The organism is Rhodococcus gordoniae (assembly GCF_001646655.1).
GTDB lineage: Bacteria > Actinomycetota > Actinomycetes > Mycobacteriales > Mycobacteriaceae > Rhodococcus > Rhodococcus gordoniae.
This window is the reverse complement of record NZ_LPZN01000070.1, coordinates 1-12,794: the sequence shown is the minus strand read 5'-3', so window position 1 is coordinate 12,794 and position 12,794 is coordinate 1. Positions and strand designations below refer to the sequence as shown.

The 12,794-nt window shown below is 68.0% G+C and carries 11 protein-coding genes and 3 tRNA genes; 10 read left to right on the top strand and 4 right to left on the bottom strand.

Features of this window, described 5'->3' with window-relative positions:
* The first annotated feature begins 406 nt into the window (after nt 1-406).
* Both serA and A8G18_RS20815 read left to right on the top strand, forming a co-directional pair.
* Complete coding sequence (gene serA, locus A8G18_RS20820; protein ID WP_016935093.1) at nt 407-1,999, top strand: phosphoglycerate dehydrogenase; 1,593 nt, start codon at nt 407-409, stop codon at nt 1,997-1,999.
* Nucleotides 2,000-2,081: 82 nt separating this feature from the next.
* Complete coding sequence (locus A8G18_RS20815) at nt 2,082-3,092, top strand: 3-isopropylmalate dehydrogenase (RefSeq protein WP_064065388.1); 1,011 nt, start codon at nt 2,082-2,084, stop codon at nt 3,090-3,092.
* Nucleotides 3,093-3,139: 47 nt separating this feature from the next.
* On the opposite strand, the gene A8G18_RS20810 is transcribed toward A8G18_RS20815, so the two are convergent.
* Nucleotides 3,140-4,336 carry an MFS transporter gene (locus A8G18_RS20810; RefSeq protein ID WP_064065374.1) on the bottom strand — a complete coding sequence of 399 codons (1,197 nt, stop codon included), beginning with the start codon at nt 4,334-4,336 and terminating at the stop codon, nt 3,140-3,142.
* A 110-nt stretch (nt 4,337-4,446) separates the two neighbouring features.
* Here A8G18_RS20810 and A8G18_RS20805 point away from each other — a divergent pair, with 110 nt between their 5' ends.
* The 5 genes from A8G18_RS20805 to A8G18_RS20785 all read left to right on the top strand — a co-directional run bounded on the left by A8G18_RS20805 (nt 4,447) and on the right by A8G18_RS20785 (nt 7,327).
* Nucleotides 4,447-5,223 (top strand): fumarylacetoacetate hydrolase family protein, encoded by a 777-nt coding sequence (locus A8G18_RS20805; RefSeq protein ID WP_064065373.1) that lies wholly within the window; start codon nt 4,447-4,449, stop codon nt 5,221-5,223.
* A 66-nt stretch (nt 5,224-5,289) separates the two neighbouring features.
* On the top strand, nt 5,290-6,762 hold the full coding sequence (gene gltX / locus A8G18_RS20800) for a glutamate--tRNA ligase (protein WP_064065372.1): 1,473 nt from the start codon (nt 5,290-5,292) through the stop codon (nt 6,760-6,762).
* A 177-nt stretch (nt 6,763-6,939) separates the two neighbouring features.
* Nucleotides 6,940-7,011, top strand: a tRNA-Gln gene (locus tag A8G18_RS20795).
* An 86-nt stretch (nt 7,012-7,097) separates the two neighbouring features.
* Nucleotides 7,098-7,170: transfer RNA gene (locus A8G18_RS20790), tRNA-Glu, on the top strand.
* Between the two features lie 84 nt (nt 7,171-7,254).
* Nucleotides 7,255-7,327 (top strand) — tRNA-Glu (locus A8G18_RS20785).
* A gap of 53 nt (nt 7,328-7,380) precedes the next feature.
* Here A8G18_RS20785 and A8G18_RS20780 read toward each other — a convergent pair.
* Nucleotides 7,381-7,893 (bottom strand): pyridoxamine 5'-phosphate oxidase family protein, encoded by a 513-nt coding sequence (locus A8G18_RS20780; protein ID WP_064065371.1) that lies wholly within the window; start codon nt 7,891-7,893, stop codon nt 7,381-7,383.
* Between the two features lie 86 nt (nt 7,894-7,979).
* On the bottom strand, nt 7,980-8,681 hold the full coding sequence (locus tag A8G18_RS20775) for an IclR family transcriptional regulator (protein WP_064065370.1): 702 nt from the start codon (nt 8,679-8,681) through the stop codon (nt 7,980-7,982).
* 115 nt (nt 8,682-8,796) lie between these two features.
* On the opposite strand from A8G18_RS20775, the gene leuC reads away from it, so the two are divergent.
* The 3 genes from leuC to A8G18_RS20760 all read left to right on the top strand — a co-directional run bounded on the left by leuC (nt 8,797) and on the right by A8G18_RS20760 (nt 11,772).
* Nucleotides 8,797-10,224, top strand: coding sequence for a 3-isopropylmalate dehydratase large subunit (gene leuC, locus A8G18_RS20770; RefSeq protein ID WP_064065387.1), 1,428 nt, complete (start codon nt 8,797-8,799; stop codon nt 10,222-10,224).
* A 28-nt stretch (nt 10,225-10,252) separates the two neighbouring features.
* A complete protein-coding gene (gene leuD, locus A8G18_RS20765) occupies nt 10,253-10,849 on the top strand; it encodes a 3-isopropylmalate dehydratase small subunit (protein ID WP_064065369.1) in 597 nt (198 codons plus the stop codon).
* Between the two features lie 170 nt (nt 10,850-11,019).
* The gene (locus A8G18_RS20760; RefSeq protein WP_064065368.1) at nt 11,020-11,772 is read left to right on the top strand and encodes an HU family DNA-binding protein; all 753 of its coding nucleotides are present in this window, start codon (nt 11,020-11,022) and stop codon (nt 11,770-11,772) included.
* A gap of 95 nt (nt 11,773-11,867) precedes the next feature.
* On the opposite strand, the gene A8G18_RS20755 is transcribed toward A8G18_RS20760, so the two are convergent.
* A partial coding sequence (locus tag A8G18_RS20755) for an NUDIX hydrolase (protein ID WP_064065367.1) occupies nt 11,868-12,794 on the bottom strand: 927 nt, incomplete at its 5' end.

Sequence of the window (12,794 nt, the reverse complement as noted above, 5' to 3'; positions counted from 1 at the left end):
GGGTGATTCCCGATCCGCGCCGGTGGCAGCCGGACGCCGATGCTCGAACAGGCCGGAGCGCGTACCCAGCTCGCCGCGATCGTGTCGTCGCCGGCGGTCGTCGTCGTGCGTGCCCGGCGATCCCACCGGACCGAACCGGTCGAACTCGAGGACGTCGCCGGATACCACGACCGGCCTTTCGCCACCGCAACCGACCCGGTATCGAGCGCAGTCTGCTCGTCGCGTCTCCGCGGCACGTCGTGCTGCCGCCACGGAAGGATCCGCCCGCGCCACCGTGATCCCCATCCCGGTGGCGCCGTGGCCGGGGTCGGGGCACTAAACTGTGGGCGGTCGCGGGTGCCCGTGCATGCTGTCGGGCGCGAGCGCCGTCGACCACTCACACATCCACGACACAGGGAGTCCGCACGTGAGCCAGAATGGCCGTCCAGTAGTCCTGATCGCCGACAAGCTTGCGCAGTCGACCGTCGACGCGCTCGGTGACGGTGTCGAGGTGCGCTGGGTGGACGGCCCCGACCGCCCCGCCCTGCTCGCGGCCGTGCCCGAGGCCCAGGCGTTGCTGGTCCGCTCCGCGACCACCGTCGACGCCGAGGTGCTCGCGGCGGCACCCAACCTCAAGATCGTCGGTCGTGCCGGTGTCGGCCTCGACAACGTCGACATCGCCGCTGCCACCGAGCGCGGCGTGATGGTCGTCAACGCGCCCACCTCCAACATCCACTCCGCCGCCGAGCACGCGGTCGCCCTGCTCATGTCCGCGGCCCGCCAGGTCCCGGCCGCCGACCGCACCCTGCGTGAGCGCACCTGGAAGCGGTCGAGCTTCAACGGCACCGAGATCCTCGGCAAGACGGTCGGCGTCGTCGGTCTCGGCCGTATCGGCCAGCTGTTCGCCCAGCGTCTCGCGGCCTTCGAGACCCATGTCATCGCGTACGACCCGTACCTGCCGGCCGCTCGTGCCGCACAGCTCGGCATCGAGCTCGTCGACATCGACGAACTCGTCGCCCGCGCCGACTTCATCTCCGTGCACCTGCCCAAGACCAAGGAGACCGCCGGCCTGATCAACGCCGAGCGCTTGACCAAGGCCAAGGACGGCGTGATCATCGTCAACGCCGCTCGTGGTGGCCTGATCGACGAGGACGCCCTGTACGACGCGCTCGTCGGCGGCAAGGTGCGAGCTGCCGGCCTCGACGTCTTCGAGACCGAACCGTGCACCGATTCGAAGCTGTTCGATCTCGACAACGTCGTCGTCACTCCGCACCTGGGCGCCTCCACCGCCGAGGCCCAGGACCGCGCCGGTACCGACGTCGCGAAGAGCGTGCTGCTCGCCCTCGCCGGCGAGTTCGTGCCCGATGCCGTCAACGTCTCCGGTGGCCCCGTGGGCGAGGAGGTCGCGCCGTGGCTCGAACTCGTCCGCAAGCTCGGCCTGCTCGCCGGTACCCTCTCGCCCGAGGCAGTGCAGAACGTCCAGGTCGTCGTCAGCGGTGAGCTCTCCGCCGAGAACGTCGACATCCTCGGTCTGGCGGCCCTCCGCGGCCTGTTCTCGGCGAGCAGCGACGAGCCGGTCACCTTCGTCAACGCCCCCAAGCTCGCGGAGCAGCGGGGCGTGACCGTCGAGGTCGACAAGGTCAGCGAGGCCACCACGCACCGCAGCGCCGTCGAGGTCCGCGCCGTGGCGCCGGACGGACACGTCACCTCCGTGGCGGGTGCCCTCACCGGCCTGCAGCAGGTCGAGAAGATCGTCAACATCAACAGCCGCAGCTTCGACCTCCGCGCCGAGGGCCACAACCTGATCGTCCACTACCAGGACCGCCCGGGTGTCCTCGGAACGCTCGGCACCGTGCTCGGCAACGCGAGCATCGACATTCAGGCCGCGGCTCTGAGCCAGGACGCGGAGGGCCCCGGCGCGACCGTGATCCTGCGCGTCGATCGCCCCGTCGGCGACGCCGAGGTCGAGCAGATCACCCAGGCGCTCGAGGCGCGGGTCGCCCAGGTCGACCTGTCCTGATCGTTTCGTTCTCCATCATCCGGTGGCCGCGACCGTGTCTGCACGGTCGCGGCCACCGTCGCACAGGAAGTGAGTAGTGCTCATGAAACTTGCGGTCATCCCCGGTGACGGCATCGGTGTCGAGGTCACGGCGGAAGCGCTGAAGGTGCTCCGCGCGCTCGTCCCGGACCTCGCGACGACCGAGTACGACCTCGGCGCCCGCCGGTACAACACGACGGGTGAACTGCTGCCCGATGCCGATCTCGCCGCGATTCGCGAGCACGACGCGATCCTTCTCGGGGCCATCGGTGATCCGTCGGTCACCCCCGGTGTCCTCGAACGCGGTCTCCTCCTGAACATGCGGTTCGCGCTCGACCACCACGTCAATCTCCGTCCGGCACGGCTGTACCCGGGCGCGACGTCGCCGCTCGCCGCCGACCACGAGATCGATTTCGTCGTCGTCCGTGAAGGCACCGAGGGGCCGTACACCGGCAACGGGGGAGCGATCCGGGTGGGAACGCCGCACGAGATCGCCACCGAGGTGTCGGTGAACACCTGGTTCGGAGCCGAGCGTGTGGTGCGGTACGCCTTCGAGCTCGCGCAGACCCGCCGGAAGCACCTGACGCTGATCCACAAGACCAACGTCCTGTCCAACGCCGGTGCGATCTGGACACGGGCCATCGAGACGGTGGGGAAGGAGTTCCCCGACGTCACGACCGCCTACTGCCATATCGATGCGGCGACGATCTACATGGTCGACGACCCGTCGCGGTTCGACGTCATCGTCACCGACAATCTGTTCGGCGACATCGTCACCGACCTCGCCGGTGCGGTGACCGGTGGCATCGGTCTGGCCGCGAGCGGCAACATCGATGCTTCCGGCACCAACCCGTCGATGTTCGAGCCCGTCCACGGTTCGGCTCCGGACATCGCCGGCAAGGGCATCGCCGATCCCACCGCGGCGATCCTGTCCACCGCACTGCTGCTGCGCCATCTCGGACGCGAGCAGGACGCCGCCCGCGTCGAGCGAGCCGTCGAGGCCGATCTCTCGACCCGTGGCACCGGTCCGATCGTGACCACCGAGATCGGCGACCGCATCACCGCCGCGCTCTGACGTTCCCGTGTGGCTCCGTCGGGTATCTGCCGGAGCCACACGGTCCGTCAGTCTTTCGGCACCACCGGAACCGCCGCCGCCGGAGCCACTGCGGCCAGCGCGAAGGCGATCGGAAATCCGGCCGCGGCGATGAGGCCGCCGAACACGGGCCCGACCGCCGCGGCGAACACGAACTGTCCCGTGTTCTGGATCCCGAGTGCGCGACCTCCCCAGAACGGTCCGGCGATCTCGGCCACGGCGGTGAACGCCAACCCGTTCGGGGCCGACGTCAGGATCGACGCGACGAGCAGGGCACCCACGGCGATCGGCGAGTTCGTCCACGCCGTGACGGAGAGCGCGATCATCGCCAGGACGACCGATAGGGCGACGAGGCGCATCGGGGCAAGCCTGCTCCCGACGCGGTCGGACCACGCTCCGGTGACGACACGGCCGATCGCGCCGAGGATCTGGGCTGCCGTGATGACGAGACCGGCACCGACCTCGTCCCATCCGCGATCGGTGATCAACCACACCAGGGCATAGGTCCACACGACGTACTGCGGGATCACGAGCAGTATCGACGCGAGATGGATCCGCGTGAGGGACATCGAAGTTCGATACGGATTCGCAAGAACACCCGCGCGTTCGGCTTCGGTCCGGCCGGGGCGTGGCGGATCGGTCACGCCGACGGCGCAGGCGACGGCCGCCCCACCGCACGCGAGTGCGGGAAACGCGAGAGCCCAGGCGATTCCGTGATCGCCCGCCAGCGTCGGAATGACGAGGGCGCCCGCGGCGACGCCCAGCGGCACCGACATCTGCCGGATCCCCATCGCGAGGCCGCGCCGGTGCGGAGGGAACCATCCGACGACGACCCGGCCGCTCGCCGAGTTGGCGCTCACGGCGCCGGCTCCCGCGCACATCAGCAGCACACCGAGCAGAGCCGCGGAGGTCGTGCGGGAGAGTTCCACGGATGTCGTCGCGCTCGCGGCACCCATCGCGGTGCCGGCGATTCCCAGTCCGGCGGTGAGCGCGAGACGCTCACCGAAACGATCCGCGATCGCACCCCATACGACGAGGGTGAACACGCCGCCGAGCAGTGGTGCGCCGGCGAGTGTCCCGGCCTGGGCGAGGGTGAGGCCGGTGTCCTCGTCGAGGGTCGGGATGAGGAAGGCGACGCCGTTGATCACCGTGGCCTGCGCGGCCTGGGCGAAGACGCCGAGCGCGAGGATGAGCCACCGCCGCCGGCCGATGTCCGGACTATCCATTTCTCTCACTATCTGAGATGCCTGTTCCGTTATGTGGAATTCGATCCGGACTCTACCTCCCGGCCACCCGGCAGTCGATCGCCGTGTGCGCACCCCGTTAGACTCCGGACATGCGCCTTGGTCGAATTGCCAGCCCGGATGGAGTCGCGTTCGTGAGCGTGGAGGGGGAGGGGGAGTCCGCGAGAGTGAAGGAGATCGCCGAGCATCCCTTCGGCAATCCCACCTTCACGGGCCGGAGCTGGCCCCTCGCCGACGTGCGGATTCTCGCCCCGATCCTCGCCACCAAGGTGATCGCGGTGGGCCGCAACTACGCCGCGCACGCGGCCGAATTCGGCAGCGATGTCCCCGACGAGCCCATGATCTTCCTCAAGCCCAACACCTCGATCGTGGGGCCGGGAGCGCCGATCGTGATTCCACCCTCCACCTCGCTCGTCCATCACGAGGCGGAACTTGCGGTGGTCATCGGCCGCCCCTGCAAGGACGTTCCCGCCGCGAAGGCGCGGGAGGCGATCCTCGGGTACACGATCGCCAACGACGTGTCCGCTCGCGACCATCAGCGCACGGACGGCCAGTGGGGTCGCGCCAAGGGGTACGACACCTTCTGTCCTCTCGGGCCGTGGATCGAGACCGACATCGATGCCTCCGATCTCGAGATCTCGTCCGAGGTCGACGGGCAGATCCGGCAGCGCAGCCGGACGTCGAAGATGGTGCACGACATCCCGAAGCTCGTCGAGTGGATCTCCGGTGTCATGACGCTGCTCCCGGGCGACATCATCCTCACCGGTACGCCCGAGGGGGTGGGGCCCATCGAGCCGGGGAACACGGTCTCGATCACAGTCGAGGGCATCGGTACGCTCACCAACCCGGTCGTCGCGAAGGGATCCTGACAGGAACTCGCGGCAGGGCGGATAGCCTGGGATGGTCTCCCGTCGATCCTCAACCCTGAGCGAGTCATGACCACCAGCGAAGTACGCGTACGTTTCTGCCCGTCACCGACCGGAACCCCGCACGTGGGTCTGGTGCGCACCGCCCTGTTCAACTGGGCTTTCGCGCGTCATCACGGCGGCACCTTCGTGTTCCGCATCGAAGACACCGACGCCGCACGCGACACCGAGGAGTCGTACCAGGCGATCCTCGACGCACTCCGGTGGCTGGGTCTCGAATGGGACGAGGGCCCGGAGGTCGGCGGACCGTACGAGCCGTACCGGCAGTCGCAGCGGCGCGACCTGCATCTCGAGATCGTGCAGAAGCTCGTCGACGCCGGCGAGGCCTACGAGTCGTTCTCGACGCCGGAAGAGGTCGAGGAGCGGCACAAGGCCGCCGGTCGCGACCCGAAGCTCGGCTACGACAACTTCGACCGCGACCTCACCCCGGAGCAGCGGCAGGCCTTCCTCGACGAGGGCCGGAAGCCTGTCGTGCGACTGCGCATGCCCGACGAGGACCTCACCTGGAACGACCTCGTCCGCGGCGAGACCACCTTCAAGGCGGGTTCGGTGCCCGACTTCGCGCTCACCCGGGGCAACGGCATCCCGCTCTACACGCTCGTCAATCCCGTCGACGACGCGCTGATGAAGATCACGCACGTCCTGCGCGGTGAGGACCTGCTGTCGTCGACCCCGCGTCAGCTCGCGCTGTATGCGGCGCTGCAGCGCATCGGCGTCACCGATTTCACACCCGAGTTCGGCCACCTGCCGTTCGTGATGGGGCAGGGCAACAAGAAGCTCTCCAAGCGCGACCCGGAGTCCAACCTCTTCCTGCACCGCGATCGCGGGTTCATCCCCGAGGGCCTGCTCAACTACCTCGCCCTGCTCGGCTGGGGTCTCGCCGACGACCGCGACGTGTTCTCCCTCGACGAGATGGTGGCGGCCTTCGAGATCTCCAAGGTCAACTCGAACCCGGCCCGGTTCGACCAGAAGAAGGCCGACGCGATCAATGCCGAGCACATCCGCCTGCTCGAACCGGCGGAGTTCGCCGCGCGCCTGAAGACCTATCTCGTGGAGCACGGCAGGATCGGGGCCGAGGTCGACGACGCGCTCTTCCGCACGGCCGCCGATCTCGTGCAGACCCGCATCGTGGTGCTCGGCGACGCCTGGGATCTGCTGAAGTTCCTGTTCGTCGACGAGGCCGACTTCACGCTCGACGAGGCATCCGCGGCGAAGAACCTCAAAGAGGATGCCGCGCCGGTGCTCGACGCCTCCCTCACGGCCCTCGAGGGCCTGGCCGACTGGACCACCCCGGCGATCGAGGAGGCGTTGAAGAGCGCGCTGATCGAGGGCCTGGAACTCAAGCCGAGGAAGGCCTTCGCGCCCGTGCGGGTCGCGGTGACCGGATCGCACGTCAGCCCTCCGCTCTACGAGTCGATGGAGTTGCTCGGCCGGGAGCGCACGCTCGCCCGGCTGCGCGCCGGCCGCACTCGTATCGCCTGACGAGTCCGTCCTCTCGGCCCGCCGCCTACTCCCGGCGACGGGCCGAGATGGTGTCCGGGCTCGATTTCGGTGCTCTGACCAGCCGATTTGTAGTTCATGGCGGGGTTGGTGCTAATCTTCTTCTCGGTTCGGAACGGAGACCGCAGCGCGAGAGCGCGGGCCGACGGAACAGACCATTGGGGTATGGTGTAATTGGCAACACAGCTGATTCTGGTTCAGCCATTCTAGGTTCGAGTCCTGGTACCCCAGCTGAGGCGCGGTGGTTTGCCCGCAGCGCCTCGGCCAGCTATGCTGGCTGAGCTTCCTTCGGGGAGCGAAGAGAAGAAGTTCCATAGGCCCCCGTCGTCTAGCGGCCTAGGACGCCGCCCTCTCACGGCGGTAGCGTGGGTTCGAATCCCATCGGGGGTACAACGGACTCCCACCGATCTGCGGTTCGGTGGGTGTTTCTTCTCTCCGAAGGCACCGATCGGTCGGTGCCGAGGAAAGTTCCAGGCCCCCGTCGTCTAGCGGCCTAGGACGCCGCCCTCTCACGGCGGTAGCGTGGGTTCGAATCCCATCGGGGGTACAACCACGAAGGCTCTCCGATTCTCGATCGGGGAGCCTTTCGCGTATCCGGGGTCAGTGTGCGGTGGACGGAAGATAGGCCGCCGTCGTGCCGCCGATCGCCATGGCGGGCATCCCGAGCTTGCGGTGGTCCCACGAGCGCACCCGCACGGGCACCACGCGCACGGCCACCCGCTTGTTCATCATCTGCTCCACCACGGGACGCGCCTCGTCCGTGTACGGGGCGGTGTACCGCTCCCACACGTCGCGGCAGACGTCGAACAGCCGGTCGTGGTCGTCGACGATCTCTGCCCGCCCCTCGATCGATACGCCGCGCAACTGGTCGTAGGTGTCTCCGGCCTCGACGAGGACGGTGACACGGTCGTCGCGGCGAAGGTTGACGACTTTCTGCGACTTCGACTTCGTCTCGAACCAGATCTCCCCGCCCAGTACCGCGTACCACATGGCGACGAGATGCGGGGTGCCCGTCGGTCCGAGGGTCGCGAGGTTCGCGACCCGGCTGCGGTGGAGGAACTCGTCGATCTCCGAGTCCGTCATCGTGATGTCTGCGCGGCGGTTCGTTCCCATGCGAAGCACTGTGGCACAGGGTGGGGCCGCACGCCCGGGTTCCTCCCGCTCCCGCCCGGGAGGTGGCCCGCGCGTGCGTTCCGGCTTCAGAGACGCTTCTGGAGCGCCTCCGCGGCGGCGAGGAGGTCGGCGGCCCATCGGGCACCCGGTCGGCGGCCCATACGGTCGATGGGACCCGATACGGAGATCGCGGCGATCACGGCGCCGGCGTTGTCGCGGACGGGTGCGGCGACCGAGGCCACACCGGGCTCGCGTTCGGCGGCGCTCTGGGCCCAGCCGCGGCGGCGGACCTCGACGAGGACGCGTTCGCCGAACGCGGCCTCGGGAAGAATGGCGCGCTGGGTCGCCGTATCGGCCCACGCGAGCAGAACTTTCGCACCGGAACCGGCCGTCATGGGAAGGCGCGCCCCGACAAGGACCGTGTCGCGCAGGCCGGTCGGGGGTTCGAGGGCCGCGACGCAGACCCGCTGGGTGCCCTCGCGGCGGTACAACTGCACGCTCTCTCCGGTGATCTCGCGTAGGCGGGGGAGTACGAGAGAGGCGGCCTCGACGAGGGTGTCGCCTGCGCCCGCGGACAATTCGGCCAGTCCGGGACCGGGACGCCACTGCCCGTCGCTGTCGCGCATGAGCAGGCGGTGAACCTCGAGGCCGACTGCGAGACGGTGCGCGGTGGCGCGGGGCAGGCCCGTCCGTGCGCACAACTCGTTGAGGTTGCACGGTTGTTCGGCAACCGCGTGGAGGACTGCCATCGCTTTGTCCAGCACTCCGATCCCGCTATGCTGTCTCATAGGTCGATACCTCCGTCTCGCATAATGGGAAGCATATCGCATGCCGAGAGCGGTGGGGACGACGCCATACGCGGCCGGACAGCCCCCGGGATTCGCGTTCGTCACGTACGACAAGGTGGAGAAGATGGCTGGAAAGACTCTGGCGGAGAAGGTGTGGGACCAGCACGTGGTCGTGCGCGGTGAAGGAGAGGGATCGGCGCGACAGCCCGACCTCATCTACATCGACCTGCACCTCGTACACGAAGTGACCAGCCCGCAGGCCTTCGACGGCCTCCGGCTGGCCGGACGCCCGCTCCGGCGCCCCGATCTCACGATCGCCACCGAGGATCACAACGTCCCCACGGTGGACATCGACAAGCCCATCGCCGACCCGGTCTCGCGCACGCAGGTCGAGACCCTGCGTCGTAACTGCGAGGAGTTCGGTGTCCGGCTGCATCCCATGGGCGATCTCGATCAGGGCATCGTCCACGTGGTCGGTCCGCAGCTCGGACTCACCCAGCCCGGTATGACGGTGGTCTGCGGCGACAGCCACACGTCCACGCACGGCGCATTCGGTGCCCTCGCAATGGGAATCGGCACCAGTGAGGTCGAACACGTCATGGCCACACAGACGCTGTCGTTGCGGCCGTTCAAGACGATGGCGATCAACGTCGACGGCGCGTTGGCGCCCGGAGTGACGAGCAAGGACCTCATCCTCGCGATCATTGCGAAGATCGGTACCGGCGGCGGACAGGGCTACGTCCTCGAATACCGCGGCGAGGCGATCCGCGCGCTGTCGATGGAAGCGCGGATGACCATCTGCAACATGTCGATCGAGGCAGGTGCCCGCGCAGGCATGATCGCACCCGACGAGACCACCTACGAATTCGTCAAGGGCCGGCCGCACGCCCCGGAGGGCGCAGACTGGGACGCCGCCGTCGAGGCGTGGGAGCAGCTGAAGACCGACGACGACGCGGTTTTCGACGCCGAGGTCCATATCGACGGCAGCGCTCTGACGCCCTTCGTCACGTGGGGTACCAACCCGGGCCAGGGCGCACCCCTCGGATCCACGGTTCCGGTACCCGAGGAGATCGCGGACGAAACCGAGCGGTCTGCCGCGGAGAAGGCGTTGCGCTACATGGATCTCGAGCCGGGGATGCCGCTGCGCGATGTGAAGATCGACACCGTCTTCGTCGGGTCGTGCACCAACGGCCGCATCGAGGATCTGCGTGCGGTGGCGGATGTCCTGAAGGGCCGCAAGGTCGCCGACGGCGTCCGGATGCTCGTCGTGCCGGGCTCGATGCGGGTGCGGGCACAGGCGGAGGACGAAGGCCTCGGCGAGATCTTCACCGCCGCAGGCGCCGAGTGGCGTCAGGCCGGATGCTCGATGTGCCTGGGCATGAACCCCGACCAGCTGGCGCCGGGTGAACGCTCCGCGTCGACATCGAACCGGAATTTCGAAGGACGGCAGGGCAAGGGCGGACGGACGCATCTCGTCTCGCCGGCCGTGGCCGCCGCAACCGCGGTGCGGGGAACGCTTTCCGCACCGGCGGATCTGGACTAGACCACAGGACCGACGAGGAGAATTTTCGATGGAAGCCTTCACCACCCACACGGGCATCGGCGTCCCGCTGCGCCGGTCCAATGTCGACACGGATCAGATCATTCCGGCCGTCTACCTGAAGCGTGTCACCCGTACGGGATTCGAGGACGGTCTGTTCGCCGCGTGGCGCAACGACCCGTCCTTCGTGCTCAACACCCCGCCCTTCGACCGCGGCAGCGTTCTCGTCGCCGGACCGGATTTCGGCACCGGCTCGTCGCGTGAGCATGCGGTGTGGGCGTTGTCGGATTACGGATTCCGGGTCGTCATCTCGTCCCGGTTCGCCGACATCTTCCGCGGCAACGCCGGAAAGGCCGGTCTGCTCGCCGCCCAGGTCGCGCAGGACGACGTCGAACTGCTGTGGAAACTCATCGAACAGCAGCCCGGACTCGAACTGGAGGTGGATCTCGAGAACCGGACCGTGACCGCCGGAACCACCGTGGTGCCGTTCACCATTGACGACTACACCAGGTGGCGTCTGCTCGAGGGTCTCGACGACATCGGATTGACATTGCGCCAGGTAGACGCGATTTCCGAGTACGAAAAGTCAAGGCCGTCATGGAAACCGAGTACCCTTCCGGCGCCCTGAAAACACCCTCCGGGCACACCCCGTCCGGGCCCGGTCCGACACTCCCGTCGGGCCGGGCCCGGATGTATTTGCATGAGAATCCGCGTGGCACATAGACTCTTGCCCGTTTGCGGGTCTACCGTGGACTGGAGTCGGTCTGACGGTGGACCGTGTATGTGCGGAGGAAATCAATGAACAAGGCAGAACTGATCGACGTTCTGACCGAGAAACTCGGTTCGGACAGGCGCACCGCTACCGCGGCCGTCGAGCACATGGTGGACGCCATCGTTCGCGCCGTGCACGAGGGTAAGAGCGTCACCATCACCGGATTCGGTGTCTTCGAGAAGCGTCGCCGGGCCGCTCGTGTCGCCCGGAACCCGCGCACGGGTGAGACGGTCAAGGTCAAGCCGACCTCGGTGCCGGCCTTCCGTCCCGGCCAGTCCTTCAAGAACATCATCGCGGGCACCCAGAAGCTTCCCGCTTCGGGTCCGGCCGTGAAGCGCGGTGCGGCTGCAGCGGCCAAGAAGACCGCGGCAGCCAAGAAGGCGGCCAAGAAGACTGCGGCGAAGAAGACCACCGCCACCAAGTCGACCGCGGCGAAGAAGACCACCGCGGCGAAGTCGACGCCGGCGAAGAAGACCACGGCGACCAAGTCGACCGCGGCGAAGTCGACCCCGGCGAAGAAGACCACGGCGACCAAGTCGACCGCGGCGAAGTCGACCCCGGCGAAGAAGACCACGGCGACCAAGTCGACCGCGGCGAAGTCGACGCCGGCGAAGAAGACCACCGCCACCAAGTCGACCGCGGCGAAGAAGACCACCGCGGCCAAGTCGACGCCGGCGAAGAAGACCACCGCCACCAAGTCGACCGCGGCGAAGAAGACCACCGCGGCGAAGAAGACCCCGGCGAAGAAGACCACGGCTCGCAAGAGCGCCAAGAAGTAGAAGTCACCCTCGATGCTGCCTGCACACGTGCGGGCAGCACAGGTGCGGCGACGGCGGCCACCGGACATCCGGTGGCCGCCGTCGCGCGTTACGGGTCAGATGCTCTCGTCGTCCACGGTGGGGCGGCCGGTGGGAAGAGGACTGTCGATGTGGTCTGCCGCGACCAGGCGGTCGCCGCGCAGAGACAACACCCACATGCTCGCCTTCCGATTCCGTGCCGGAGGCAGCACGAGACCGTCGCGCTCCGCCCACCACTCGAGCAGTGGCGGGATCACCTTGCCCTGACTACAGATCACGGGTGTACCGGGACCGGACGCGATCTCCAGCGCCCGCTTGCGGCCGCGGTCCGGGTCGGCGCGGTACTCCTCTTCGGACAAGGACGGTTCGAGCGAGACCTCGAGCCCGTGCCGGGAGGCGAACGGTTCGACCGTCGCGGTGCACCGTGTGCGATCGGCCGATACCACCCGATCGCCGCCGAACGCCGTCAGTTGCGGAACGAGAGCGGCGGCCTGGGCCCGTCCGGACGCGTCGAGGGGACGGTAGCGGTCGTCGCCCTTGTACTTCTTACGACTTCCGGCCTTGGCGTGGCGGACGATCAGAGCGGTGGTGGTGTCGAGCGGCACGCGACGGAATCGGCGCAGGACACTGCGGTCCATCGGGTACGACAGGAGATCGAAAGCGTCTCCGGGGGTCACCCAACGCAATTCGTCCACCTCGTCGTTGGGTGTGAACTGCCCGTCGACGGTGCGTGCGGCCCAGTAGTCGACCCTCTTGAGTTTGCGGTGCCCCGGAACCGGGTAGACCACTTTTCCGAGGCTGCGTCCGAGTGCGGCGCGGAACCCGGTCTCCTCTTCGATCTCCCGCACCGCGGCGACCACGGCGGTCTCGCCCGCGTCGAGTTTGCCCTTCGGGAAGGACCAGTCGTCGTAACGGGGACGGTGTACGAGGGCGACCTCCGCATCGTACGGAGCGTTCTCGGCGGCGCCCCGCCACAGGACCGCACCCGCCGCGAAGATGTTGGC

Bases quoted from the DNA above. Each gene is read 5' to 3' on its own strand.
- A8G18_RS20815 (WP_064065388.1), top strand. From the start codon at position 2,082: ATGAAACTTGCGGTCATCCCCGGTGACGGCATCGGTGTCGAGGTCACG.
- gltX (WP_064065372.1), top strand. From the start codon at position 5,290: ATGACCACCAGCGAAGTACGCGTACGTTTCTGCCCGTCACCGACCGGA.
- A8G18_RS20805 (WP_064065373.1), top strand. From the start codon at position 4,447: ATGCGCCTTGGTCGAATTGCCAGCCCGGATGGAGTCGCGTTCGTGAGC.
- A8G18_RS20775 (WP_064065370.1), bottom strand. From the start codon at position 8,681: ATGAGACAGCATAGCGGGATCGGAGTGCTGGACAAAGCGATGGCAGTC.
- A8G18_RS20810 (WP_064065374.1), bottom strand. From the start codon at position 4,336: ATGGATAGTCCGGACATCGGCCGGCGGCGGTGGCTCATCCTCGCGCTC.
- A8G18_RS20760 (WP_064065368.1), top strand. From the start codon at position 11,020: ATGAACAAGGCAGAACTGATCGACGTTCTGACCGAGAAACTCGGTTCG.
- A8G18_RS20780 (WP_064065371.1), bottom strand. From the start codon at position 7,893: ATGGGAACGAACCGCCGCGCAGACATCACGATGACGGACTCGGAGATC.
- leuD (WP_064065369.1), top strand. From the start codon at position 10,253: ATGGAAGCCTTCACCACCCACACGGGCATCGGCGTCCCGCTGCGCCGG.